26 protein-coding genes are annotated in these 23,630 nt (G+C 47.7%); 13 read left to right on the top strand and 13 right to left on the bottom strand.

Annotated elements, in window-relative coordinates; translation table 11 throughout:
• The first annotated feature begins 68 nt into the window (after positions 1–68).
• The gene (locus Q1B47_RS18770; RefSeq protein WP_299797194.1) at positions 69–1,388 is read left to right on the top strand and encodes a Na+/H+ antiporter family protein; all 1,320 of its coding nucleotides are present in this window, start codon (positions 69–71) and stop codon (positions 1,386–1,388) included.
• A 125-nt stretch (positions 1,389–1,513) separates the two neighbouring features.
• Here the strand turns inward: Q1B47_RS18770 and upp are convergent, their stop codons facing one another.
• On the bottom strand, positions 1,514–2,140 hold the full coding sequence (upp, locus tag Q1B47_RS18765; RefSeq protein WP_299797191.1) for a uracil phosphoribosyltransferase: 627 nt from the start codon (positions 2,138–2,140) through the stop codon (positions 1,514–1,516).
• Between the two features lie 218 nt (positions 2,141–2,358).
• Between upp and purM the strand changes: the two genes are divergently transcribed.
• The 3 genes from purM to Q1B47_RS18750 all read left to right on the top strand — a co-directional run bounded on the left by purM (position 2,359) and on the right by Q1B47_RS18750 (position 4,645).
• Positions 2,359–3,396, top strand: a complete 1,038-nt coding sequence (purM, locus tag Q1B47_RS18760; protein WP_299797189.1) for a phosphoribosylformylglycinamidine cyclo-ligase — start codon at positions 2,359–2,361, stop codon at positions 3,394–3,396.
• On the top strand, positions 3,396–4,040 hold the full coding sequence (gene purN, locus Q1B47_RS18755) for a phosphoribosylglycinamide formyltransferase (protein ID WP_299797186.1): 645 nt from the start codon (positions 3,396–3,398) through the stop codon (positions 4,038–4,040). Before purM ends, purN begins: the two co-directional genes overlap by 1 nt.
• Before the next feature lie 200 nt (positions 4,041–4,240).
• On the top strand, positions 4,241–4,645 hold the full coding sequence (locus Q1B47_RS18750) for a hypothetical protein (RefSeq protein ID WP_299797183.1): 405 nt from the start codon (positions 4,241–4,243) through the stop codon (positions 4,643–4,645).
• An 81-nt stretch (positions 4,646–4,726) separates the two neighbouring features.
• Here the strand turns inward: Q1B47_RS18750 and Q1B47_RS18745 are convergent, their stop codons facing one another.
• Positions 4,727–4,915, bottom strand: a complete 189-nt coding sequence (locus Q1B47_RS18745; protein WP_299797180.1) for a hypothetical protein — start codon at positions 4,913–4,915, stop codon at positions 4,727–4,729.
• Here Q1B47_RS18745 and Q1B47_RS18740 point away from each other — a divergent pair.
• From Q1B47_RS18740 to asnB, 4 genes are all read left to right on the top strand, one after another.
• A complete protein-coding gene (locus tag Q1B47_RS18740) occupies positions 4,903–6,276 on the top strand; it encodes a serine hydrolase (protein ID WP_299797177.1) in 1,374 nt (457 codons plus the stop codon). The genes Q1B47_RS18745 and Q1B47_RS18740 overlap by 13 nt on opposite strands.
• A gap of 560 nt (positions 6,277–6,836) precedes the next feature.
• Positions 6,837–8,540, top strand: coding sequence for a M28 family metallopeptidase (locus tag Q1B47_RS18735; protein ID WP_299797174.1), 1,704 nt, complete (start codon positions 6,837–6,839; stop codon positions 8,538–8,540).
• Between the two features lie 213 nt (positions 8,541–8,753).
• Positions 8,754–8,912, top strand: a complete 159-nt coding sequence (locus tag Q1B47_RS18730) for a hypothetical protein (protein WP_299797172.1) — start codon at positions 8,754–8,756, stop codon at positions 8,910–8,912.
• Positions 8,913–8,941: 29 nt separating this feature from the next.
• On the top strand, positions 8,942–10,603 hold the full coding sequence (asnB, locus tag Q1B47_RS18725) for an asparagine synthase B (RefSeq protein WP_299797169.1): 1,662 nt from the start codon (positions 8,942–8,944) through the stop codon (positions 10,601–10,603).
• Between the two features lie 128 nt (positions 10,604–10,731).
• Here asnB and Q1B47_RS18720 read toward each other — a convergent pair whose 3' ends face one another.
• The 4 genes from Q1B47_RS18720 to Q1B47_RS18705 all read right to left on the bottom strand — a co-directional run bounded on the left by Q1B47_RS18720 (position 10,732) and on the right by Q1B47_RS18705 (position 12,826).
• The gene (locus tag Q1B47_RS18720) at positions 10,732–11,085 is read right to left on the bottom strand and encodes a 5-carboxymethyl-2-hydroxymuconate Delta-isomerase (protein WP_299797166.1); all 354 of its coding nucleotides are present in this window, start codon (positions 11,083–11,085) and stop codon (positions 10,732–10,734) included.
• Positions 11,086–11,193: 108 nt separating this feature from the next.
• Positions 11,194–11,544, bottom strand: a complete 351-nt coding sequence (locus Q1B47_RS18715) for a VOC family protein (protein ID WP_299797163.1) — start codon at positions 11,542–11,544, stop codon at positions 11,194–11,196.
• A gap of 120 nt (positions 11,545–11,664) precedes the next feature.
• A complete protein-coding gene (locus Q1B47_RS18710; protein WP_299797160.1) occupies positions 11,665–12,372 on the bottom strand; it encodes a DUF445 domain-containing protein in 708 nt (235 codons plus the stop codon).
• Positions 12,373–12,430: 58 nt separating this feature from the next.
• Positions 12,431–12,826 carry a GNAT family N-acetyltransferase gene (locus Q1B47_RS18705; RefSeq protein ID WP_299797157.1) on the bottom strand — a complete coding sequence of 132 codons (396 nt, stop codon included), beginning with the start codon at positions 12,824–12,826 and terminating at the stop codon, positions 12,431–12,433.
• Positions 12,827–13,026: 200 nt separating this feature from the next.
• On the opposite strand from Q1B47_RS18705, the gene Q1B47_RS18700 reads away from it, so the two are divergent.
• Positions 13,027–13,434 (top strand): VOC family protein, encoded by a 408-nt coding sequence (locus Q1B47_RS18700; RefSeq protein WP_299797154.1) that lies wholly within the window; start codon positions 13,027–13,029, stop codon positions 13,432–13,434.
• Here Q1B47_RS18700 and Q1B47_RS18695 read toward each other — a convergent pair whose 3' ends face one another.
• Entirely contained in the window at positions 13,435–14,454 is a 1,020-nt protein-coding gene (locus Q1B47_RS18695; protein WP_299797151.1) for a 2Fe-2S iron-sulfur cluster-binding protein, read from the bottom strand.
• Positions 14,455–14,607: 153 nt separating this feature from the next.
• Between Q1B47_RS18695 and Q1B47_RS18690 the strand changes: the two genes are divergently transcribed.
• Positions 14,608–17,664: a DUF748 domain-containing protein gene (locus Q1B47_RS18690; protein ID WP_299797148.1), complete on the top strand. Its 3,057-nt coding sequence runs from the start codon at positions 14,608–14,610 to the stop codon at positions 17,662–17,664.
• A gap of 65 nt (positions 17,665–17,729) precedes the next feature.
• Positions 17,730–18,086 (top strand): glutathione S-transferase N-terminal domain-containing protein, encoded by a 357-nt coding sequence (locus Q1B47_RS18685; RefSeq protein ID WP_299797145.1) that lies wholly within the window; start codon positions 17,730–17,732, stop codon positions 18,084–18,086.
• A 60-nt stretch (positions 18,087–18,146) separates the two neighbouring features.
• Here Q1B47_RS18685 and Q1B47_RS18680 read toward each other — a convergent pair whose 3' ends face one another.
• Genes Q1B47_RS18680 through Q1B47_RS18665 form a run of 4 tightly spaced genes read right to left on the bottom strand, consistent with a single transcriptional unit; the run spans position 18,147 to position 20,416 of the window.
• Complete coding sequence (locus tag Q1B47_RS18680) at positions 18,147–18,554, bottom strand: CBS domain-containing protein (protein ID WP_299797141.1); 408 nt, start codon at positions 18,552–18,554, stop codon at positions 18,147–18,149.
• Entirely contained in the window at positions 18,551–18,901 is a 351-nt protein-coding gene (locus tag Q1B47_RS18675; RefSeq protein ID WP_299797138.1) for a P-II family nitrogen regulator, read from the bottom strand. The genes Q1B47_RS18680 and Q1B47_RS18675 overlap by 4 nt, the downstream gene beginning before the upstream one ends.
• Entirely contained in the window at positions 18,891–19,682 is a 792-nt protein-coding gene (locus Q1B47_RS18670) for a DUF1538 domain-containing protein (protein WP_299797135.1), read from the bottom strand. Before Q1B47_RS18670 ends, Q1B47_RS18675 begins: the two co-directional genes overlap by 11 nt.
• Positions 19,682–20,416 carry a DUF1538 domain-containing protein gene (locus tag Q1B47_RS18665; protein WP_299797133.1) on the bottom strand — a complete coding sequence of 245 codons (735 nt, stop codon included), beginning with the start codon at positions 20,414–20,416 and terminating at the stop codon, positions 19,682–19,684. Before Q1B47_RS18665 ends, Q1B47_RS18670 begins: the two co-directional genes overlap by 1 nt.
• Before the next feature lie 356 nt (positions 20,417–20,772).
• Between Q1B47_RS18665 and Q1B47_RS18660 the strand changes: the two genes are divergently transcribed.
• Positions 20,773–21,228 carry a hypothetical protein gene (locus tag Q1B47_RS18660; RefSeq protein ID WP_299797131.1) on the top strand — a complete coding sequence of 152 codons (456 nt, stop codon included), beginning with the start codon at positions 20,773–20,775 and terminating at the stop codon, positions 21,226–21,228.
• Between the two features lie 44 nt (positions 21,229–21,272).
• Here the strand turns inward: Q1B47_RS18660 and yqfB are convergent, their stop codons facing one another.
• Positions 21,273–21,590 carry a N(4)-acetylcytidine aminohydrolase gene (gene yqfB / locus Q1B47_RS18655; RefSeq protein WP_299797128.1) on the bottom strand — a complete coding sequence of 106 codons (318 nt, stop codon included), beginning with the start codon at positions 21,588–21,590 and terminating at the stop codon, positions 21,273–21,275.
• 174 nt (positions 21,591–21,764) lie between these two features.
• On the opposite strand from yqfB, the gene Q1B47_RS18650 reads away from it, so the two are divergent.
• The gene (locus Q1B47_RS18650) at positions 21,765–21,995 is read left to right on the top strand and encodes a DUF2986 domain-containing protein (RefSeq protein ID WP_299797126.1); all 231 of its coding nucleotides are present in this window, start codon (positions 21,765–21,767) and stop codon (positions 21,993–21,995) included.
• Positions 21,996–22,093: 98 nt separating this feature from the next.
• Here the strand turns inward: Q1B47_RS18650 and Q1B47_RS18645 are convergent, their stop codons facing one another.
• Entirely contained in the window at positions 22,094–23,611 is a 1,518-nt protein-coding gene (locus Q1B47_RS18645) for an MATE family efflux transporter (RefSeq protein ID WP_299797124.1), read from the bottom strand.
• Positions 23,612–23,630: the final 19 nt, after the last annotated feature.

Raw genomic sequence — 23,630 nt, 5'->3', positions numbered from 1 at the left:
TACTGGACAAGCCTGCTCTGGCAGGCAAAAATGGCGCTCAATCTAACGGTAATAAAGAATTTATTGATATGAACGCAGTAGTCGTCGCGGTTTGCCTTATGCTGGGTCTGAGCTTAGCCAGGGTAAATGTTGTTATAGCACTCACCATAAGTGCACTTATCGCAGGTCTTGTGGGGGGGATGGATCTCCAGCAAACTGTAGATGCATTCAACACCGGCCTGGGTGGCGGCGCTCAAATTGCGCTAAGCTACGCCCTGCTCGGTGCTTTTGCCGTCGCGCTGTCTCACTCAGGCTTAACAACACTTATCTCTAATAAGGTTATCTCAGCGCTTGGAAAGAATCATAACTCGACTAACATGAACCGTGTACGCTGGATGCTGTTGATATCCATTCTCGCGATGGCGGTGTCGTCGCAAAACCTGCTGCCTATCCATATCGCATTCATCCCTATTCTGATCCCGCCGCTGCTTCATGTGATGGCCAAGCTGAAACTCGATCGTAGATTGGTGGCTTGTGTACTCACCTTCGGACTGGTAACCACTTACATGATTTTACCCGTAGGCTTCGGTGGCATATTCCTCAATGACATCTTACTGGCGAACCTTAACAGCAATAACCTTCACGCCGTGCGCGAGCAGATCCCGACAGCCATGTTGATCCCGGCTCTCGGTATGATCACAGGTTTATTGATAGCGGTATTCTTCTCATACCGTAAGCCACGTGACTATGAAGAGGAGCTTATTTTAGCCGCCGAACCCGAAGAGGGTGTCAATACCCGCAACATCGCCATTGCTGCGGTTGCCATAGTTTCAACACTCGCAGTACAACTGATCACAGGCTCGATGATTTTCGGTGCTCTGATTGGTTTTATCATCTTCAGCTTCTCCGGCGCACTCAAACATGTTGCGGATCAGGATGTCTTTACCCAAGGCGTAAGAATGATGGCTAACATCGGCTTTATCATGATCTCTGCCGCAGGCTTCGCCGCAGTGGTTAAAGAGACCGGCGATGTAGGAAGCCTGGTCAGCTCCTTGAGTGAAATTATTGGCGACAACAAGGCCCTTGCGGCCTTCCTTATGCTGCTGGTTGGTTTGCTTATCACCATGGGGATCGGTTCATCATTTTCTACCATTCCGATTATCGCAACCATCTACGTACCATTAGCCATCAGCTTTGGCTTCTCGGTAACGGCTACTATCGCACTGGTCGGTACTGCGGCGGCACTGGGTGATGCGGGCTCACCGGCTTCAGACTCAACCTTAGGCCCAACGGCCGGCCTCAATGCCGATGGACAGCACGATCACATCAGAGACAGTGTGATCCCAACATTCATCCACTACAACATTCCTCTGCTGGTGTTTGGCTGGATTGCGGCTATGGTGTTATAAGTTAAGGTGCCAGGTGCCAGGTGCCAGGTGCCAGGTGCCAGGTGCCAGGTGCCAGCAAGAGTAAAATAAAAAAGGAGCCGATTGGCTCCTTTTTTAATTAACGAAACACTGTTTCGATAACGTCTTTATTTAGTACCGAAGATCTTATCGCCCGCATCACCAAGACCCGGAAGAATATATCCCTGCTCATTTAGACACTTGTCTATTGAAGCTGTATATAGGTCCACATCAGGATGCGCCTTTTGCAGTGCCTCAACCCCTTCCGGAGCAGCAACTAGGACAAGCGCCTTAATCTCAGTACAACCACGCTCTTTAAGAAGATCGATAGTCGAAATCATTGAACCACCGGTTGCAAGCATTGGGTCAACAACCAGAGCAATACGCGAATCCATATCACTTGCAAGCTTCTCGAAATATGGCACAGGCTCAAGCGTCTCTTCATCACGGTACATGCCAACAACCGAGATACGTGCACTTGGAATGTTCTCCAGAACACCATCCATCATACCAAGACCTGCACGCAGAATAGGTACTACAGTTACTTTCTTGCCCTTGATTTGATCAATCTCAACAGGACCATTCCAACCATCGATGGTCACAACTTCTGTCTCAAAATCAGCAGTTGCTTCGTAGGTCAATAAACTTCCAACCTCAGCGGCTAACTCACGGAAACGTTTAGTGCTGATATCTCCCGCACGCATTAGTCCAATTTTATGGCGTACTAAAGGATGTTTAACCTCAACAACTTTCATCTTCTTCTCCTGATTTTTGACGTATATAACAAGCAAATTCATACGATTTTAGATGATTTGTCCAAAATGGAAAACATAAAGTTTCAAAAACACTATAAATCGTGACCAATGTCTGTTCTATATATGAAAAACTTAGCTTTCGAGCCCTCTCACAAACTGTTAGAATAGCGCCGCATAAAATCCAATAACTATACTGTACCGTACCCGAGAGGATCTTCGTGAGCACTCCTACCCAACTGAGCTATAAAGATGCAGGTGTCGATATCGATGCCGGTAATGCACTTGTTGATAATATTAAAACTGCAGTGAAACGTACCCACCGTCCAGAAGTTATGGGCAACCTAGGTGGATTTGGTGCCCTTTGTGAGTTGCCAACTAAGTACAAACACCCGGTTCTTGTCTCAGGCACCGATGGTGTCGGAACTAAACTCAGGTTAGCCATCGACTATAAGAAGCATGACAGCGTAGGGGTTGACCTGGTAGCTATGTGCTCAAACGATTTAATCGTGTCAGGCGCTGAGCCACTCTTCTTCCTTGATTACTATGCAACCGGTAAACTTGATGTTGATGTAGCGACCTCTGTCGTTAAAGGCATTGCCGAGGGTTGTGTACAATCCGGTTGTGCCCTTATTGGCGGCGAAACTGCCGAAATGCCTGGCATGTACGAAGGTGAAGACTACGACCTGGCAGGCTTCTGTGTCGGCGTCGTGGAAAAAGATGAAGTTATCGACGGCTCTAAAGTCGTTGCCGGTGACTCACTCATCGCACTGGCATCGAGTGGTCCTCACTCAAATGGCTTCTCGCTCATTCGTAAAGTGCTGGAAGTCAGCGAAGCTGATCCTCAACTGAACCTCGAAGGTAAGCCGCTGATTGACCATCTGCTTGAACCCACAAAAATCTATGTTAAGTCGCTATTAAAGCTACTCGAACAATCTGATGTTCATGCAATGGCCCATATTACCGGTGGAGGGTTCTGGGAAAACATTCCTCGCGTGCTTCCACAAGATTGTAAAGCCGTTATCAAAGGCGACTCATGGCAATGGCCTACCGTTTTCAACTGGTTAATGGAAAACGGTAACATTGCTGAATTTGAAATGTACCGCACATTCAACTGCGGCGTAGGCATGGTTGTAGCCCTGCCCAGCGACAAGGTTGATGCTGCACTAACACTGCTCAACGCCGAGGGCGAACAAGCCTGGTTAATCGGTGATATTGCCAAGCGCAATGGCGATGAAGAGCAGGTGGAGATCCTTTAATGTCCAAAAGCTGTCGCGTATTAGTATTAATCTCAGGTAATGGCAGTAATCTGCAAGCCATTATCGATGGGTGTGATGATAACCTGGAGGCCGATGTGGTTGGCGTTATCAGCAATAAATCTGATGCTTACGGTCTTATCCGCGCCCACCAAAATGAGATCGATACCAGTTGTGTGATTGCTCATAAAGATGAAACTCGCTCTGAATACGACGCTCGCTTAAATAAGGCAATAGCTAAATACCAGCCCGATCTGATCGTTTTAGCTGGCTTCATGCGGATCCTTACCGACGAGTTCGTACAAGGCTACGAGGGGATGATGATCAACATTCATCCCTCCCTTCTGCCTAAATACCCCGGGTTACACACCCATCAACGTGCCATTGATGCCAAAGAGAAGGAACACGGAGCCAGTGTGCACTTTGTGACACCAAAGCTCGATTCGGGTCCCGTTATCTTGCAGGCTAAAGTGCCGGTTTACGATGAAGATACGGCTGAAACCTTGACTGAAAGGGTACATCAGCAGGAACATGCAATATTTCCTATGGTCGTAAAGTGGTTTAGCCAGGGCAGACTGAAGATGGAAGATGGCGGTGCTTACCTCGACGATCTCCGTCTCGGTGCTGCGGGTTATGCCGCTGATTAGCATTCAAGCTTGTCAGTGTTAAAGCTTTCTATCAAAAGACCTGAGATTCATAATCTCAGGTCTTTTTTTTATCTGCGCCCTCTAAGCCAGCCCTTTAGCTAATACTAAGAGCAATAGTGATGCCTGAAATTAACTCTCCCCCTATTCTGGCCTCATATTTATGGCTTATACCAATTGGTATCAGGAGCATTAGCAAAGATATGTTTTCAAAGTTTAAAGATGCACTACCGGGTATGATGACACTGAGACTCATCAACAGCTTCAATGAGTTCGCCAGCCATTCCAGCAGCCATGACTCAGATGCGAAATGGCTCAGCCTGGTCGATCACGGCTACAACTTTCTAATCTTCCCCAGCACAAATAATCAATATCAGATAAGCAGCAAATATATCGATACTGTGCTCAGTCCCAGAGCATTCGGTGCCTATATCAGTCTTCTGGTACTCAACCACTGGGCGACCAAGATGTATGAGATGGAGGACAAGCGCCTGTCTCAATACTTCAATTACCACTTTCATGACTCTAAACGTTACCTTGTGGATCACTGCCATGAGCTCAACATAGACCCCTTCGAAGCTAACCTGGTTGTCAGGTTAATCGAATGAGGCCTATTACATATCACGAGTAACTAAACACCTTAATGATGCTTAGTAACAATTTTTCCATGATAGTAGCCATATCGGCAATCAGGTAGCCATAGGTACCGATGAAGCAACCACTAGTTCACGGTGAAAAGGAGACAAAGTGAAGATATCCGGCATAACACAACTACTCGAAATGGGTTCATCGTTCGCAGCCTGTTGAAGGTTATAGAGCAGCGCAATCAGCAAAACTTTATAACCATCTATCAGGAACAGAGACAATGAAAAAATCAATCATCGCACTATCACTCGCGCTTACTGCTGCCTTCGGGGCTAACGCAACCGTGACTTACCATGAGCCCAACGCTCAGATGGAAGCTAATCTTAATGCCTATGGCGCCGGTGTCGGGAATTGGGAGGAAGCAAGACTCACTCAATTTACCATGGCCGATTCACACCTTTACCACCACCATGCGGTAATATCGGCGCCAGTTGATAAGATGCCGATGAAAGTCGTTGGCGGCTTAGATGTGTCATCGATATATATCGATGATGTGGTGCCAGGCAAGAAGATCAGCCTCTATGATGTAATGCGTGACAGAGCCTCTATCCAAAACTATGTCGTCATGAACAAAAAAGGCGAGATCCTCGCCGAGGATTACTGGAACGGTACCGACAAAGAGACCAAGAACCACCTGATGTCGGCACATAAGTCATTCACCTCTATGGCGCTGTTTATCGCTCAGGAGAAGGGGATGTTAAAACTCACCGACCCCGTCGGGAAGTATATTCCTGAGTTCAAAGGGACTAAATGGGAAAGCATACCTCTGCAAAACTTTGCCGACATGAATGCGGGTATCATCGACCTGCCAGCAAACCGTGAAGGTTACCACTGGGGAGATTTCGGCGCCGGAACATCCGGCTCATGGGACAGCTCAATGCCCTCAGTGGTTGGCTACAACGGCTTGGTGATCAATAAGGAGGGTAAGCTGGTACCTAAGCCCGATGCCTTGGGCGACCTGGAGACCTTCAGCGATTACCTCAAGGCATTTGCTGCACAGATAGAGCCCAAATTTGAGCCGGGGTTTGCGTATGAATATAAAGATCTCAACACTGAGGTTCTGGGCACAGCCATAGTGCGCAGCTCCGGCCTGACGTTAGCCGAATTCTTCGACAAATACCTTTGGTCGAAAGGCGGCTTTAACTCTGAGGCCACCCTGTATGTCAATCAGGTACAGGAAAGTGCGGCTTCCGGCTCGATGAACGCTACCGTCCGTGACTTTGCAATAGGCTCGTGGTTGATGGTCAACGGCGGCAAGAACTATAAAGGCGATCAGGTAATACCCAAGGCCTATATAGAGCAGATCGTTAACGGCGATGAGGTCGTAAAGGAAGCGTGGGATAAGGTCTCCTATGAACATGGTATCTTCCCGACCGCGTTTTACAAAAATCAGTGGAGAACGGCGACGCACCCGGTAACCGGCCGCACAGTCTCGACCATGATAGGTGTTAACGGCCAGTACTCGGCGTTCGATCATAAAACCGGCAATATCGTCGCGATCACCGGTGCATACCGCCAGCCATCGGGATTACAGATGGTGTCGCTATATATGCTGGATACCATCTTTACTATCTTCGACCATCTGGATAAGTGATGCAGCTGAACCACTCTTAACGAGTCATTTTTAAGGTGGCAACAGTTAAGCCTAAACTCAACGAGTTTGGGCTTTTATCATTCTATGATGGCAATAAACAGAATCACATCAGGAAAAGCTCTACCTTTGAGCGGTTCTGAAATGAAAGCGCTACAATCACTAAGACTCTTACTGATGTTTGGTTATGGATACACTTGTAACATCTGGATATATTCAAAAATCAGAGGTATTTATGGAGAATTCTGCATCCAGATTTGGCTTCTTCTGGTCAGCGTGCTCAGTCGTTATTTTTTTCTCTCTCAAGTATGCCACCCAGTCAGCAGTAGAGTTACCTGCGTTGGTTTGCGGTACGCTCTTTGCCTGTATCGGACTGGTATTACTTACCATAAGAGGTAACTTCAAAGCAGCTATTCAGCCTCATTAATGCAACACAAGGTAACACTTTTCTGTCGTAGCCCACTTGTCAAAGCGGGCTTTTTTCCTTCATCATGTCCGCCGATATTGTTGAGCACTCATTTCGAGCCACAACTAACAAAATAACAATAATAACAGGACCCATAATGCGATTACTGCTTCCGTTATCGCTGCTTGCACTGCTCAGTGCATGTAGCCAACACCCCAGCCAAACAATCAAGTCTGAGATCGAGCCACAAGCCGATTCGACAGAAATAACTCAGGTCAGCTTCGATGAAACCCAATTTCGTGAAGATATTAAGACCCTCTCCTCTGATGAATTTGAAGGCCGCGCGCCTACCACCCGCGGCGAGAAGCTCACGCTGGATCACCTGACTCAGGCCTTTAAGGCGATGGGCTTAACCGGCGCTAACCAGGGCGAGTACCTGCAAGCCGTGCCTATGGTCAGTTACACCGCATCGGATGCGCAAGCGGTTAACCTTGCCGGACTTAAGCTTAAGTACCGTGAAGATATCGTACTGGGTAGTCGTCATGACAATGGCGGTGTCGATATTAAAGATGCCCCACTGGTGTTTGTCGGTTATGGCATTAACGCCCCGGAGTATGACTGGAATGACTATCAGGATATCGACATGACAGGCAAGATAGCCGTCATGTTGGTTAACGATCCTGGCTTTGCCAGACCGGAGTCGGGCTTGTTTAACGGCAGGGCGATGACCTACTACGGCAGATGGGACTATAAGTACCTGGAAGCCAGCAGACAAGGTGCTCTGGGTGCCATCATCATTCATGACACGGCCCCCGCATCCTACCCCTGGTCAGTGGTTGAAAACAGCTGGACCGGCGCGCAACAAGATCTTGTCCAAAGTAAAGAAACACAGGCAGAGCGGGTTCAGGTAGAAGGCTGGATAACCCTTAATGCGGCAACCGAGCTGTTCGACAGAGCCGGAATATCCTTAAAGAATCTCAGCGATCGAGCGGCAAACAGCCCTGTTAACCTGCCACTTAAGCAGAACGCCGATATTCAATTTGCCAACAGTGCAGAATATGCCAACAGCTACAATGTTGTCGCTACCCTGCCCGGCGTGGAGTCTGCAGACGAGCATATCCTGTTTACCGCCCACTGGGACCACATAGGCGTCGATGAGAGCAGGAGTGAGGATAAGATCTATAATGGCGCACTCGATAATGCCTCGGGGACCGCAGGTATTCTTGCCATCGCCCGCCAGTTTGCGAAGCAGGCCAAGATTGGTAACCCATCGAAGCGCTCCCTCACCTTCATAGCCACAACCGGCGAGGAGCAGGGACTGCTCGGCTCTCGACACTATGCGGCGAACCCCATCTACCCTATCGACAAATCAGTGGCCGTATTCAACCTCGATAGCACTAATATCTATGGCAGAACCAGTGATTACACCATTATTGGCAAAGGAAAGTCTGAATTAGAGCAGTACCTTATTGCAGCCTTGAAACCTCAAAAAAGAGTAGCAATAGCTGAGCGACGCCCTGAATCGGGTGGTTTTTTCCGCTCGGATCACTTCAGCTTCGCTCAGAAAGGGGTACCTGCGGTATTTGCAGGCGGAGGCAGTCAGCCTGTCGATGAGCCCACCAGAGAGTATAAAGCCAAGATGAAAGAGATAATGAAAGGCTGTTACCACAACACCTGTGATGAATACCGCGATGATTGGGACCTTAGCGGTGCCCTCGAAGATATCGCCGTCTATTACCATGCGGCAGAAATGCTTGCTAACAACGCCGATTGGCCCGGTTACTACCGGGGAACCGAGTTTCATTCACTGCGAGCGGCCAAATCAGATGAAAGTGGTGTGACCGCAAAGCTGGGAGATTAATCGCTACTGGTTTCTAAATCAGGGTTTCTGATTCAGGGCAGTTCAATTGAGCTGCCTTTTTTATTGCGGACTTAAAAAAACGCCACCAGCCAGAGTTCAACTTTTAAACATCCCTGTAGAAAAATCACACTAATCAACTGTTTTCCGGCGTTGTTTAAACAATAATGGTTTCACTGATAATAATGAAATTATTTGCCGCCCAGTGAAAGCAATTTGAATAATTCTCATCAAATAACAGACAATATTGAAGATACGCCATTTCAAACATCGACACACCAAGAAATCCACCCCGATAAACGCCAAATTACCGATGATTTATTAATTTCAGATTTGGCAAAAACAAAAATTGCTGGCACAGTAATACTCAATTGAGATTTACACCGTTTTGTTGGAGCTAGCCTATGTGTTCGATTTTCGCCATTTTAGATATTAAGTCAGATTCCACCCCCTTACGTCAGGTTGCACTGGAGATGTCAAAACTTCTTCGCCATCGTGGCCCAGATTGGTCAGGGATCTATAGCTGTGAAAGAGCCGTGCTGGCTCACGAGCGTCTGGCAATTGTCGATATCGAGCATGGCGCTCAGCCATTGCTCAGCCAGGATGAAAGCATCATCCTTGCCGTAAACGGCGAGATCTATAACCACAAAGAGCTCAAGGCCGAGCTGGGTGATAAATACAGCTATCAAACCAACTCCGACTGCGAAGTTATCCTCTCTCTTTACCAGGAGTACGGACCAGACTTCCTGGACAAGCTTAACGGCATCTTCGCATTTGTTCTGTATGATAAGGCTAAAGATCTCTATCTGATCGGTCGCGACCATATGGGGATAATTCCACTCTATACGGGTCTGGATGCAGAGGGTAACTTCTATGTTGCTTCAGAGATGAAAGCCCTGATGCCTGTTTGTAAGACGGTCGAAGAGTTCAAGCCCGGTCACTATATGACCAGCAGTGAAGGTTACGTGCATTACTATCAGCGTGACTGGCAGGAATTTGATGCAGTCAAAGACAACCCTGCCAGCGTCGAAGAGCTAAGAGATGCCCTCGAAGCCGCGGTAAAACGTCAGCTGATGTCCGATGTCCCTTATGGCGTCTTGCTCTCAGGCGGACTGGACTCTTCGGTTATCTCGGCGATCACGCAAACTTATGCAAAGCGTCGTATCGAAGATGATGGCGAAAGCAGTGCATGGTGGCCACAGCTCCACTCATTTGCTGTCGGACTCGAAGGCGCTCCGGACTTAATTGCCGCTAAGAAAGTAGCCGACTCTATCGGCACGATTCACCATGAGATCACCTTCACCTTCCAGGACGGTATAGATGCAATTAAAGATGTGATCTACCATCTGGAAACCTACGATGTCACCACCATTCGAGCGGCGACACCTATGTACCTGATGGCAAGGAAAATTAAAGCCATGGGCATCAAGATGGTGTTGTCAGGTGAAGGCGCCGATGAACTGTTTGGCGGTTACCTCTACTTCCATAAGGCACCAACTGCTCAGGCGTTTCACGAGGAGTTAGTACGTAAACTCGATAAACTGCACCTGTTCGATTGCTTGCGCGCCAACAAGGCGATGGCATCCTGGGGGCTGGAGGCTCGTGTTCCTTTCCTTGATAAGGAGTTTATGGATGTTGCCATGCGTATCAACCCGGAAGCCAAGATGTCTAAAGCGGGTCGTATAGAGAAGCATATTCTTCGCCAGGCCTTCGAACATAAGCTGCCCCAGGAAGTTGCATGGCGTCAAAAGGAGCAGTTCAGCGATGGTGTTGGCTACTCCTGGATCGACGGGCTCAAAGATCTGGCCGAAGAGAAAGTTGACGATCTGAAGTTAGCAAACGCAAAATTCAGATTCCCATACAACACTCCTGAAACTAAGGAAGCCTACTTCTATCGCTGTTTCTTCGAGGAGCTCTTCCCACTGCCTAGTGCCGCCGAGACGGTACCGGGTGGCAAGTCGGTAGCCTGCTCGACACCTGAGGCGTTGGCCTGGGACGAGAGCCTGCAGGGGATCATCGACCCGTCGGGACGTGCGGTACGCTCTGTTCATGAGCAGGCCTATTAATCGAAAAACACTAAAATCAAAGTGTTTTAATCAATATATGAGCGGTGGTAATCTTTAAAACCACCGCTTTCTTACCTGCTTACCTATAGGTTTGCAAACCAAGGCTAAAGCAAGCATCCGATATCAGATCAGCGACCGCTGGTTAAGTGTTTAGCATAGGCCTTTGCATTGATATCTATCACCTCAAGCGTCAGGCTGCATACACAAGATGTTTCAGCAGCAATAGAATCATAAACTGTCGTCAACAGATGATGTTTCTGCTCATCGGTTCGCCCGGGCATGATCTTGATTGTGATATGGATAAAACTACCTAAGTGGTTATCACCCACCTGATAATCTTCACAACGAATCGCCCTGGTCTTAATGGCCGAGCGTTCAAACAGCTCGGCGTCAATCGCACCGTGATGAACCCGTTGAATCAAATGTTTTATATCTATCTTATCAGCCAGTGGCGCCGAGTATTCGATGATGCAATGGGGCATAGTATCAATTCCTTCAATTATGCTTAGCTGTGGAGTCACTCTGACGTCTTTTTTTCGGGTACCCTGATGAATGAAAGAGTACTCTCCTTGCGAGTCAAGGCCGAGATATCATTCGGACCAGACAGCGAACTCGTTCCCGTTAGGATCTTTAAAATGAAACCTTCTTCCGCCCGGAAATGAAAATATCGGCTTAGTGATCGTCCCGCCGGCACCTTCGATGTCGGCAATTGAGTCAAGCAGCTCATCGCTATAGATAACGATAAGCACAGAGCCGGTTTTCAACTCGAAAGCATGTGGCGACAGATAGAAGCCTCCGGCTACCCCGGCATGGTTAAAACAGGAGTACTCAGGCCCGTAGTCGGTAAAATCCCAACCAAATGCCTGACTAAAGAAAGTTTTGGTTTGAGTCAGATCTCTTACCGGAATTTCAAGATAGTTGATCTTGTTATGTTGCTCCATGTCAGCTCCCTGAGTGAACGTTCCTTTTATCTCCCTTATAGCATAGCTTCACAGGCAACAAAAAGGGAGCATAAGCTCCCAATTCACATTAGCGGTGACACTATATTAAAGCACTGAATATCAGATCTTTAGCATTGCCGCGATAAAGCCGATAACGCCACCGAAAACACCACCCCAGACGACCAGCCACCCCAGGTGCTCCTTTATCATCTCCTGGATGATCTCTTTGACTAATTGCGGTGTCAGCTCGTTGAGCCTCTGGGTCACAATTTCATCGATTTTAGTGCGCATATCATCGAGCACATCGGGCTGCTCTAACTCCCCCTTAAGCAGGGAGTAAAACTCTTCACTTTGGGATACTTCGACCAAAGAGCTTTTCATCTTCTCGATAAAGGGCTCCTTCAATGGCGTAATCGCTTCACTCCCGCCAAACATCGCCAACATGCCCCCCAATGATGATTGCTCAACCGTTGTGACTAAGGCATCAAATGCCGGCGTAAGGTCTATCTGTTCGATCACAGGTTGTAAATTGATATGGGATTCACCGCTCCCCTGCTCCGACAAAAATCGATCGATATTCTCATCGGTAAAGAATTGCTTCATCATCAAGTGACGGATCCCCTCCTTGAACTCTTCGAAACGCGAGGGTACGACGCCGGAACCATACAGGCCGGGGACTTTCTCAAACAGCATATGGATGGCAAGCCAATTTGTAACGGCTCCGGAGAGTGCAAACAGACCAATACTGATAAAAACAGGGGATGCAAAGAAATAACCAGACATAACCAATACGGCTGCGATCAGGTTTGTAGTAACGCTCTTATTCAACCTACTAGCTCCAAAATTAACTAAGCGTTCAATAATACCATATTGTTCTCAGCATTAATCAAATGGAAAATGAATCGATGAGTACAAACCCGTCCCCCTCCAGCCTTTCCCTGCGAACGGCGAGGACCTGAGTTTCATCTGCAAGCTCCTTGGCTTTATTGACCAACTCTCTGGCGATTCCCTGCTCACGAAATGGCTCAACCACAAAAAGATCATCAAAATACCACAGGGGTTTTAGCAGGCTGGATGAAAATGAGGGGTATAACTGAATAAATCCAACTGATTCTCCGGCAAGTATGGCTATAAATATCACCGAATCATTTTCCCGTAATCTGGACTCGATAAACTCATTAGCCCCTTGCTGATCAGACTCCCGCCCTAAGCTCTTTCTGTACTCATTAAACATTAATGCTAAAGGCTCAAGATCGTCCTCAATCGCTATTCGTATCTGCATTTTCATTCCTTGAAATGGCGCGCCACATAGCTCAGCGACGGCAAGAACATAACTCTAAATCTGAATTAGACCGGTAGCTTCTCTTTCTATAACATCAGCTTACCATAGATTAGTGCTTTTATTAGCTTAAAACAATATTTTAAAATTTTATGGCTGAACTACACTATATTCATAATATGTTGCTCATTAAGGAGCTAAAAATGGGCTCACCTTTCACGACACCTGGAGCGCTAAGTTGGCATGAGTTAACGTCAAACCATTGCGGAGATTCCATCAGCTTTTACGCAGAGGTCTTTGGCTGGAAGTTCAAAACCATGCATTTGGGACATGGTCCCTATCACATCATTGAAAATCAAGGTGTTGCTATCGGTGGGATCACCCCCAACCCCTGTCCTAAACAGGCGAGTCACTGGACAGGCTATATCACAGTAGAAGATATAGACAGGGTCGCTATAAAGGCTAAATCATTGGGAGGTGAAATCTTATACGGCCCGGAAGATATTCCCCACGTAGGCCGGTTCTGCTGGATAAAAGACCCTCAAGGGGCAGTCATAGCCGCAATAAGTTACCTTAAGTCTGCGGTAGACGATAACAAGAAGAGCGAATAGTTAATCTCGTGGCCGACTCCTGAGATCTTTATAATCGAAAGATAACACATGTACCCGATCCAAGGGGGTACCATTTAAAAATATCGTTTTTTGCCCGATTGAGACAAAGCCGGGTTCACCGCACAGATAAAAGCGATTTTGACTATCACAAGGCATTCTCGTGTCGAAGGGGTGCCTACTCATGGCCACATCGAATGGGTTTCCTAAAATCACCCGGCTCGAAAGATGCTCTTCTCCCTCAGTATCACTCTCGATGCAGGCCTGATAAGTAAAGTTTCTATACTCCATCATCATTTTCAGCAGGGTTGAATGTTGATACAACTGCTCAAATGTTTTAGCGCCATGATACAGAAATATCTCTCCTCTGTGCCCGCTCATCAATGCGTCTCTGGCAATCCCATACACAGCCCCTAAGCCAGTACCGTTACCGATTAGTATCAAGCTGTCATCGATATAATCAGGCGAATAACAGCAATCTCCCCATGGTCCCTGGATTAAAATATTCTCCCCTGTGCTGGCATGATTGAATAGCCAGTCACTGAACTGCCCGTTGTACTTTCTCCTGACATGCAGTTCGATGAACTCAGAATAAGCCCCGTTGGTGACAGAGTAACTTCTGGTCAAACCATCAAAACGACGCAGGTTGATGTGTTGCCCCGCTCTGTGTTCAATTTTCTCTGCCGCCTCTATCTTCAGCTTAACGACGGAGTCTGACAGATACTCTTTAGAGTAGAGTTTCGCCGGAATAAACAGGTCCTGAGCCAATAATGACTTCAGTTTCAGCCCCTCGGTCACCCTGCACTGACAGGAGCAGAGGTAATGGCTCTCTTTTAAACGAGAGTTTAACCCTCTCTGAGCCCCCGCGGTTAACTCCCCTTCAAGGTGTTGTACTAAACAGGTCTTACATCTGCCTTTCTTACATGAATAATTAACCGGATGCCCCTGCCGTAGCAGGGCATCTAACACTGTCTCATCGGGCAATGCATCGACTCCCTGCCCATCAAAATAGAATTTCGTCATCTGCGTTATACCAGTCTTATTAAATATTCAGCTTTGAAAGTTGACTCGAATTCGAGCAAGCAGTTTCTTTTTACCAGAGATTTCTATTACAAATCTATCAAGTTAGCTAAACTAGCAAAAGGATCAAAGTTATTTATAGATGATAAGGTAAGTATGTTCGCTATTAGGGAAAAATTCAGTAGTCTGTCAAAGAAATATAAACAGCTACCTAAGTATCAGCGATACCTCTCTACCTTAACTGCTCTGTATCTCCTCTTCACCACTATCTTAGGGCTGGCTGTGCCCTATGGCATAGAAAAGCAGCTTCCGGCTCAGTTGGGCACTATGCTTAAAAGACCGGTCCAGCTTGATGAGGTCAAGATAAACCCCTTCACGCTTAACGTATCTCTGAGCGGGTTCAGAGTCGATGAGACTGATAACGGTGATTTCATCGGTTTCGATAAGCTGAGTTTTGAGCTTCGATTTTGGCACTCCCTCTTCAATGGAGCGATCAGCATTAACGATGTGACATTAGATACTCCGTTCGTTTATGCTACACGTTTAAATGTTCCACAAGAGATTCGATTCAACTTTTCAGACATCTTGACTGAACTGGCAAGCTCCGAGGGCTCCCCCCAGAAAGCATCGGATAAACCGAACGGTTCACCCCATATCATAGTGAAAAACCTGTCGATTATTGACGCCGATCTGCTGTATACCGATGACGTTACCAACAGCCTGATACGTTACCCCGCGGTAAACCTGAAAGTGAAAGGTTTCGATACCCTAAATGAGATAGCAAGTAACGCTTCGGGTAATCACTTTTCCATTCATTTCGTCGGTGACGAAGGTGGCGAGATCTCCACACAGGGACAGATACAACTCTCCCCTTTCAATGTCGTTGGTGAGTTGGAGTTAACCGCGATAAAACTGCCACAATTTTGGTCATTTATCTCAGACAATGTACAGGCAACCCTAAAAGCCGGACAGTTAAACCTCAATAGCCATTTTGAGATCACATCTCAAACATCGACAGAGGGTGGCTCTGTTCAGGTAATCACCAACCAAGGTGGCCTCTCTTTAGACAATATCCTGTTTACCCATGAAGAACATCCTCTTATCAGCCTGCCGCGGCTGGCACTGGACGGTATAGCACTTAATCTCAATGATAAAGCGCTGATGATCAAACGGCTACATAGCCAGAACCTGGATCTGAACGCCCAGATCACTTCAGATGGCATTGATATTATCCCACTGTTTATGCCGAATTTTATCTCTAAAGTCGATGAGGCAGAATCGAAACCTCTCGATATTCAGGAAGCCGATGAGCAATCCCCCTGGTCTGTGACCTTAGGCGAGCTTTCATTGAAGGAGTATGCCTTCAACATCCGCGAAAGTCTTATAACAGACAAGACACCATGGCGAATAGCCCCCCTTAACCTGACAACCGGTGCCGTCTACTCTGACTTCCGTGAGCCAATCGAATTCAGCCTGGATATGGCTATCAATGATCAAGGCAGCTTGATATCAAACGGTAAGGTAGAGGTCACTCAACCACATTTAGAAGCAGATCTGCAACTGAAAGACTTTGCCTTGAGTCAACTACAGCCCTATCTGTCCCCCTATATCAATGTCACGGTCAAAAATGGCAATTTCAATTCAAACGGAACCATAGAGGCCAGCTCTGCCGACGATGTCAGCTTTAACGGGGATATCACCGTCGATGGGCTATTGCTCAAAGATAATCTTCATCGAAAGACACTGCTGAAATGGCAGTCGATGGCGGTAGAGAAGCTAAACTTCCAACAGGCTGAGCAGAGTTTATCTATAGCTCAGATAAACTTCTCCCAACCATACAGCCGTATCATCATAGCTGAAGACAAGAGCACTAACTTCCAGCAACTGTTTGTGAATGCGCCCCAGGCCATGGCAGAAAACAGGACAGAGCGCCAGGCACAAACTGAAGTCAGTACAAATAGTGCAGAGCAAGCGCAGGTCGAACAACCGCCTTTAGAGATTAAGATTGGAAAAATCAATGTCAGCGATGGCTCGACCTTCTTTGCCGATAACTCACTGACACCCAATTTTGCGGCGAGTATTGAGCAGGTTCAGGGAAGCGTGAGTCAACTCTCCTCCACATCAGACAGAGCCGCGGTGGTCGACATAGAGGGAAAAATTGACAGATACGCCCCTGTCACGCTCAAAGGTGAAATTAACCCGTTACTGGAGCAGCCCTATCTGGATCTGGACCTCGACTTCAACAGCGTTGAACTCACATCCGTTAACCCCTATTCGGGCACCTATGCCGGCTATTATATCGATAAGGGGCAGCTCTCATTAGAACTGAGCTATCAACTGAAAGAAAATAAGCTAAAGGGCAGCAACCATATCGTCGTCAACCAGTTAAAACTCGGCGAACCCAGTGATAGCAGCCTGGCAACCAGCCTGCCGGTCACCCTGGCCATCGCCCTGTTACAGGACAGACATGGGGTTATCGACTTGGGACTGGAGGTATCCGGCGACCTGGACTCCCCCGACTTTAGCGTGGGCAGTATTGTGATGACAGCTTTAACTAATGTGATCACTAAAGCCGTTACCGCACCATTCACCCTGCTTGCCGGAATATTCGGTGATGATGAAGAGCTGGACAGAATCGAATTCAGTGCCGGTGACGCCACGATATCCGATGAACAGAGCCGTAAACTGGCAACCCTTGCCAGCGCTCTTACCGACAGACCTAAGCTGACCTTAAGTATCGAAGGGGCCATAGATTCCGCTAGCGACAGCCGAATACTTCAGGAGCAGGGCCTCAGAGAAAAACTGGCTCAAATAAGCCAGCTTGAAGTTGAGGAGTTACCTCAAAACTTATCTCCCAGCACCTACCCGGTAGAGGGGCTACTCTCAGAAGCCCTGATAACTCTGTATGAAGCAGAGTTAAAACAAGACGCGCAAGTCCTGAAACAACAGATAAGCAGGAACTCAGATGCGCAGACACTCAGTGAGCCACAGCTGTTGACTCAGTGGCATATCGCACTCTATAACACCTGTCTTAACCAACAGGTGATCGATGACAATATGTTAGGCGCACTGGCAAGCGAGAGGTCCAGAGCGGTGAAAGCATACCTTGTCGAGGCCGGTAAGATACCTGCCAACAGAATATTTCTGCTCGACAGCCGCATCGATATCAATCAAGGGTCACAGGCGGCCCTGCTGACATTAGGGGCAGATTAAAAGATTTAATAATTTTGTGACATGGGTTACACTCTGGCGGATTTTGACTTATTCAGAGGTAGCTCATGTTTATTGTTCGTTGGATTCTAGGCCGTATCATACTGATCCTTAATTTCATTTTTACCCCAAAGAAGCGTAAGCGTCCACAGGATGAACAGTTAAGAATTGATGCCGAAACTAAGTTATTAGCCCTATACGAATACAAAGCCTGCCCATTTTGCGTCAAGGTTCGTCGCGCTATGCGTCGTCAGGGACTCAATATCGAGACACTCGATGCTAAACAGGAAGATCACAAGGCGAGGCTTGTCAGCCAGGGCGGCCAAGCTAAGGTGCCATGCCTGCGAATAGAGGAAAACGGCGAGACACGCTGGATGTATGAATCTTCAGATATTATCAGTTATCTGGATAATCGATTCGCATAACATATTGAAAATAGCGACCCATCTGGTCGCTATTTTTTATCATTTCACTTGCTTACGCTGTTACTGCTTCTCGGCCATCATCCCTTTAAGTACCAGATCGTGATAACTGACAAACCCTAAAATCTTCCCGGCTTCGATCACCGGTGCCTTAGTGATACCGAAGCGCTCAAACAGGCGGGCACAATAGCGAACATCCATCTCAGGGCTCACTGATAACACCGGCTTAATCATGATCTCATAGATATTTACCCGCTCCGGTGCCTTATCTTTAGCCAGTACCTTTTTTGCAATATCACTCATCAACACCATGCCGAACTCATCGTCCTCATTACGCTTATTGACCAAGAGTACTCTCACATCCTGAGCACTGGCGAGCTCAATGGCATCGGCGACAGTATGAAGTCCGTCAACCATAACAAACTTCTTAGTCATCACATCTGAATTTCGGACTATCTTGCGGTGGTTCATAACTCATCCTCAATATCTTTACTAATCATCTGAACCTGATGGGCAACCCCAACGGCATCTTCGACATCAATTTGAATCGCTATCCCTTGCCCCGGATTTATATCAAACCCGCCGACCCGGTTGATCGTTTCCAGAATGCTTCTGCTCATATGCTCTTCGACCAAAAACAGGATCACATCCCTTTGAACATCCAAAGAGAGCCCCATAAAGGTCTTTTTCTTCTCTATACCTTCGCCTCTGGCATGGTTAATGACTGTCGCGCCAGTCGCACCCGCCTCTCTCGCAGCATCGAGAATAGTGTTAGTAGTGACATCATCTACGAATGCGATAATGAGTTTAAAGCGCATCTTTTTGCTCCTTTAACGAACGTCTCTTATTTATGATTTCCACTATTTGCGCATAGCCCATCACAGATATCATGGGAAACAGGCTGGCAAAGGCGATCAAACCAAAGCCATCAATAAGTGGGTTACGGCCATCGACATTGGTTGCTAATCCTAAACCTAAAGCTGCAACTAAGGGGACCGTCACCGTCGAGGTTGTCACACCACCTGAGTCATAAGCCAGCGGCACGATGAGTTTCGGCGCATAGAAGGTCTGGATCACCACAACCACATATCCGGCCATGATGTAATAGTGAATAGGATCGCCGACGACAATCCGAAAACAACCTAAGGCGATGCCAAAAGATACACCAATGGCCACCGAGATCCGCAACCCCTGCACGCCAATGGTCCCGGCGGAAACCTCATTGGCTTTAATCGCTACCGCGATCAGGGAGGGCTCGGCTATGGTCGTACTAAAACCTATTGCAGCGGCGAAGATATAGACCCAGAGGTAATCCTGCCAAACGGTGGGCTCATCGACTCCCGTTTCCGGGTGAATAAACTCCGGCGAGGTCAGCTGCTCAGCCATGCTCTCACCGATAGGAAACAGAGCCAACTCCAGGCCGACCAGAAACAGACTCAGGCCGATGATCACGTAGACAAAGCCAAGCACGACCTGACGCAAGTTTGCTATGGGTCGTTTCAACACGCCAAGCTGAAAGCCAAACAGGATAACCGCTATGGGAAGCACGTCTCTCACGGTCAACAAAAAAGTGGTCAATAAATCGGTTAACATCTCCATCAAAGCACCACCATACCGTAGAGAAGAACAAAGATCATAGGAGTCAGGCTGGCAAAAGCGATCAAGCCGAAACCATCTAACATGGGATTACGCCCCTTAATAACCGTCGCCAGACCCACCCCCAGAGCCGTAACCAGAGGCACCGTGATAGTCGATGTGGTGACACCGCCTGAATCGTAAGCTATGCCGATGATATCTTCCGGTGCAAAGCTGGTCAGTATCATCACAGTCACATATCCGCCGATGATCATATAGTGGATCGGCCACCCCTTAAGAATGCGTATGACTCCGAGCAGGATAGCCAGGCCGACAGAGATTGCGACGGTTAACCTGAGCCCCATAGCATAGTTGTCCATCGCCTCCTCGTTCATCGCAATCGCTTCAGCTTCTGCAGCAACCTGCGCCGCCTCATTAGCCACGGCCGTTAACGCAGGCTCGGCTAATGTGGTTCCAAACCCTAAAGAGAACGAGAAGATCACCAACCAGAAGATACTCCCCTTTCGCGCCAGCGCCTGAGCCAGGGATTCACCGATAGGAAACAGCCCCATCTCGAGACCGAAGACAAAAAATGTTAGACCAAAGACGATGAAAATCAGTCCGATAAGAATAGAGAAGAGGTTATCCGGAGCCTGCTGCAGAACAAAAATCTCGAAAAAACCAACCACCAGAATGATGGGGATAAGATCCTTAAAGCTGGATAACAGGGAGTGAAGCAGTCTTATAATAGCGGCCATCGAATCTCCGGTTCATACGATTTGAAAATGGAAAACTGAAATACAGGATTCACCATAAACTCCCCCCTCCTTTGGGTTATGCCACACATAAATAGTGCCAGCGCCACCATAAATAGCAACAACTAAATAACAGAGACACACCAATTTATGAGCGAAATCAAGTCGGGATGAATTTAGCGCCGGCTGAGCCGGCTCCCGGAACTGTTTAACCGTTTAGTGTAAAAAAATGTCAGTAAGCTGCTAACTTGATTGATTTTCAGTTATCCTGCTGTCATTGGAGAGCAATCATGATAAGTTTCAGTGCTAACGATAAGGCTCGACTCGATAGCCAAGATGTGAAAAATATAAGAACGGATATGTTAAAAAATATAACTAAAATAGTGCCGCTGCTTGTCGCTTTGATAATCGCCTCTGGCTGCGCGAGCAATAAACCCGATGTCGATGACTTTAAAAACCGGGTTAAAGACAGGTTTTACACCGACATCAAGAGTAATGGCTTAAAGCTGTTTACCTATAAAGCCAAACTCGAACTCCCCGATGACAGCTCAAGCTCCCTGGCTCATCATGAACGCATCAAACAACTGAAGAAACAGAGTCGCTCTAAAAAAGCCAAGCGCTCTATCTATACACCGGATCTCTCCGACTGGACCGAACAGATAGAGCTTGGCCTCTCAAAGACACTGGATATGACCGGCTACTGCCGGGAAGGATTTTTAGAGTTAAGCCGCATCATCGAAGTCGGGCGCGCCGAGATCCGCGGTGAGTGCAATGAGGGCGCCACCGAGGAGGACAGAGAAAGGTTCTCCTCCTAGCAAGCTTCAATAAAAAAGGTGCAAGCCAATGGCTGCACCTATTGTCAGGAGCGCACAAGATGAAAACTAATCATCCACAGCGTCTCAATCTCACCATAGATCTCGGTAATGACCGCTTTCAGCTCGGATAAGGTCATGTTCTCCTGTTCGGCGTGAATAGCATTGAGATCATCAAATTTTATGCGCTCAACCGAATCGATCATAACGTCACAGAACCAGCGGTCCGTCTCATAGGTAGAAACAGTGACAGCTTCTCCCGCCCTGAAGTGTGATTCAGATTCATCCCTCAATGTAATCGTTTTCGCTCCGGAGAGAATATCTTTTTCAAACCTTTGATAAAAAGTGATTTTATTAGATGACATATAGGTTTTTTTGCCTATTAACTACAATTAATTGGGGCTCACTTTGCCAATAACTCGTAAGAAAATCCATATTTAATGGCTTGACGGCTAAGATTAAGTTAAAATCCGCTCCCGGTTTAAAGCTGGCCGACACTTTTGACGGCCAGAGATATGAAGGTACATTGGTAGAGAGCTATGAACAAAAAACAGAAAATGATCAAACTTACGGCTAAACGCGCTAAAGCCCGTAAAAATAAACATACTGCTCCTACCATCAAGAAATATGTCTCTAAGGGTGACCGTGCAAAGGCCTTGGCACAAGAGCAGGCCAGAGCGGCATTAGAGAGCAAAGCCGGCGAGGCGCAAAACGAAAGTCAAAACCCGGAGGCAGCACTCCCGGAAACTGCACAAGCCGAAGAGAAGTAGTTTGCCGCTTAAAAGCGAGTCATTTCAGAAAAAAGGGAGCCTGGGCTCCCTTTTTTAATATGCTAACAATATAGCTGATATGGCATTTGTTGTAACGACTATCCGGTACTGCTATCGCTGGCCTTCAGCGGTTTGGTCAACTCATTACTGGCTTCGCAATCCTGCTCTTCCGTTATCTGGGCCATCTGCGCACAGGAGGAGGAGAGAGGATTGGGGCTGGTAGGAATAAGCTCCCCTTCCAGTGGCTCCTCATCACTCGACTCACCTTCGCTCTCACCGCGGGAACGCAGGGTCTTAATTTCGACCTTTTCGATAAGCCTGAAGGCCGTGATAACACCAAAGAGAGCAAATATAATCGCACCGATCACCTGCCCTATCAACACACCATACACCCCGCCGAACATCGCCCCGAAGTAAACAAAGGGGATGGTGCCGACCGTGGCCTTTCCCACATTGAAGAAGGTCGAGTACTTAGGTTTTCCCAGATTATTGAATGAAGCATTAGCCACAAACAGGGCACCGGAAAAGATAAAAAATACCGCGATATAGGTGCAGAAGAAGCGAATGATATCGGCGCTGTCGCCGCTCATATCGAACATTAAAACGATCTGCTCCTGCAGTAACATGAGTATCATAGAGACACCGATGACGTACAAGATACAGAACTGAAGCGCCTTGGTGAGGCACTGCCGCACACGATCAAATTCGTGGGCTCCGTAATTTTGACCGACTATGGGACCGATAGCACCGGAGAGGGCAAATATCATCCCGAATGATACAGGGATCAATCGTCCCAGCACCGCCCAACCAGCAACATAACCATCGCCAAAATCGGCTATGGCACGGGTAACAACCGCGTTGCCGATAGGCGTCGCGACATTGGTCAGCATGGCTGGCGCCGCGATAGCAAATATCGGCCTGAGATCGGCCTTAAAGTCTGTAAAATCAAACTTGCCAAACAGTTTATGTTTCACAATAACGCCACGAGCCGCAATAACCAGTACCGCAGTGCGGGCAAGCACTGAGGCAACAGCCGCCCCCTCAATTCCCATTCCCAGGGCGAAGATAAATATGGGATCGAAGACTAAGTTCACACCACCGCCGGCCAAGGTCGACATCATTGAGAGCTTAGCGTCGCCCACGGCCCTCAGCGCGGCCCCCAGTGCCATAGCCAGACAGATGAGGGGCAGCGACGGCACCAGAATATAGAGGTAGCCAGCGGCCAGCTCGGCCGTATGGCCGCTGGCACCGACTAAGGCTAACACCTCAGGAATAAAATAGGTCACGACAGCAGAGACGAATAGGGTCACGAGCAGGGTCACCACCGCACTGTTGAGCAGTAACCTGCGTGCCAACGCTATCTTCTTAGCCCCGATGGCACGGGAGACAAGCGCGCCTAACGCGATAGACAGACCTATACCTATGGATGTGGTAAAGAATGATATGGTTCCGGCATACCCTACCGCCGCAGCCAACTCCTGCTCTCCGAGTAGGCTGAGAAAGAATATATCGATCAAGTCGACCACGAACAGGGCCGAGATCCCAACCGCCGCCGTCGAGCTCATCACCAATATGTGGCGCATTATCGAGCCGTGAACAAATTTAGCGACAGTCATCTCTTTCCTTAGCTTTAAC

This window comes from uncultured Shewanella sp. (genome assembly GCF_947501225.1).
Lineage (GTDB): Bacteria > Pseudomonadota > Gammaproteobacteria > Enterobacterales > Shewanellaceae > Shewanella.
The sequence above is the reverse complement of the archived record's forward strand: the minus strand, read 5'-3'. Positions and strand labels throughout refer to the sequence as shown.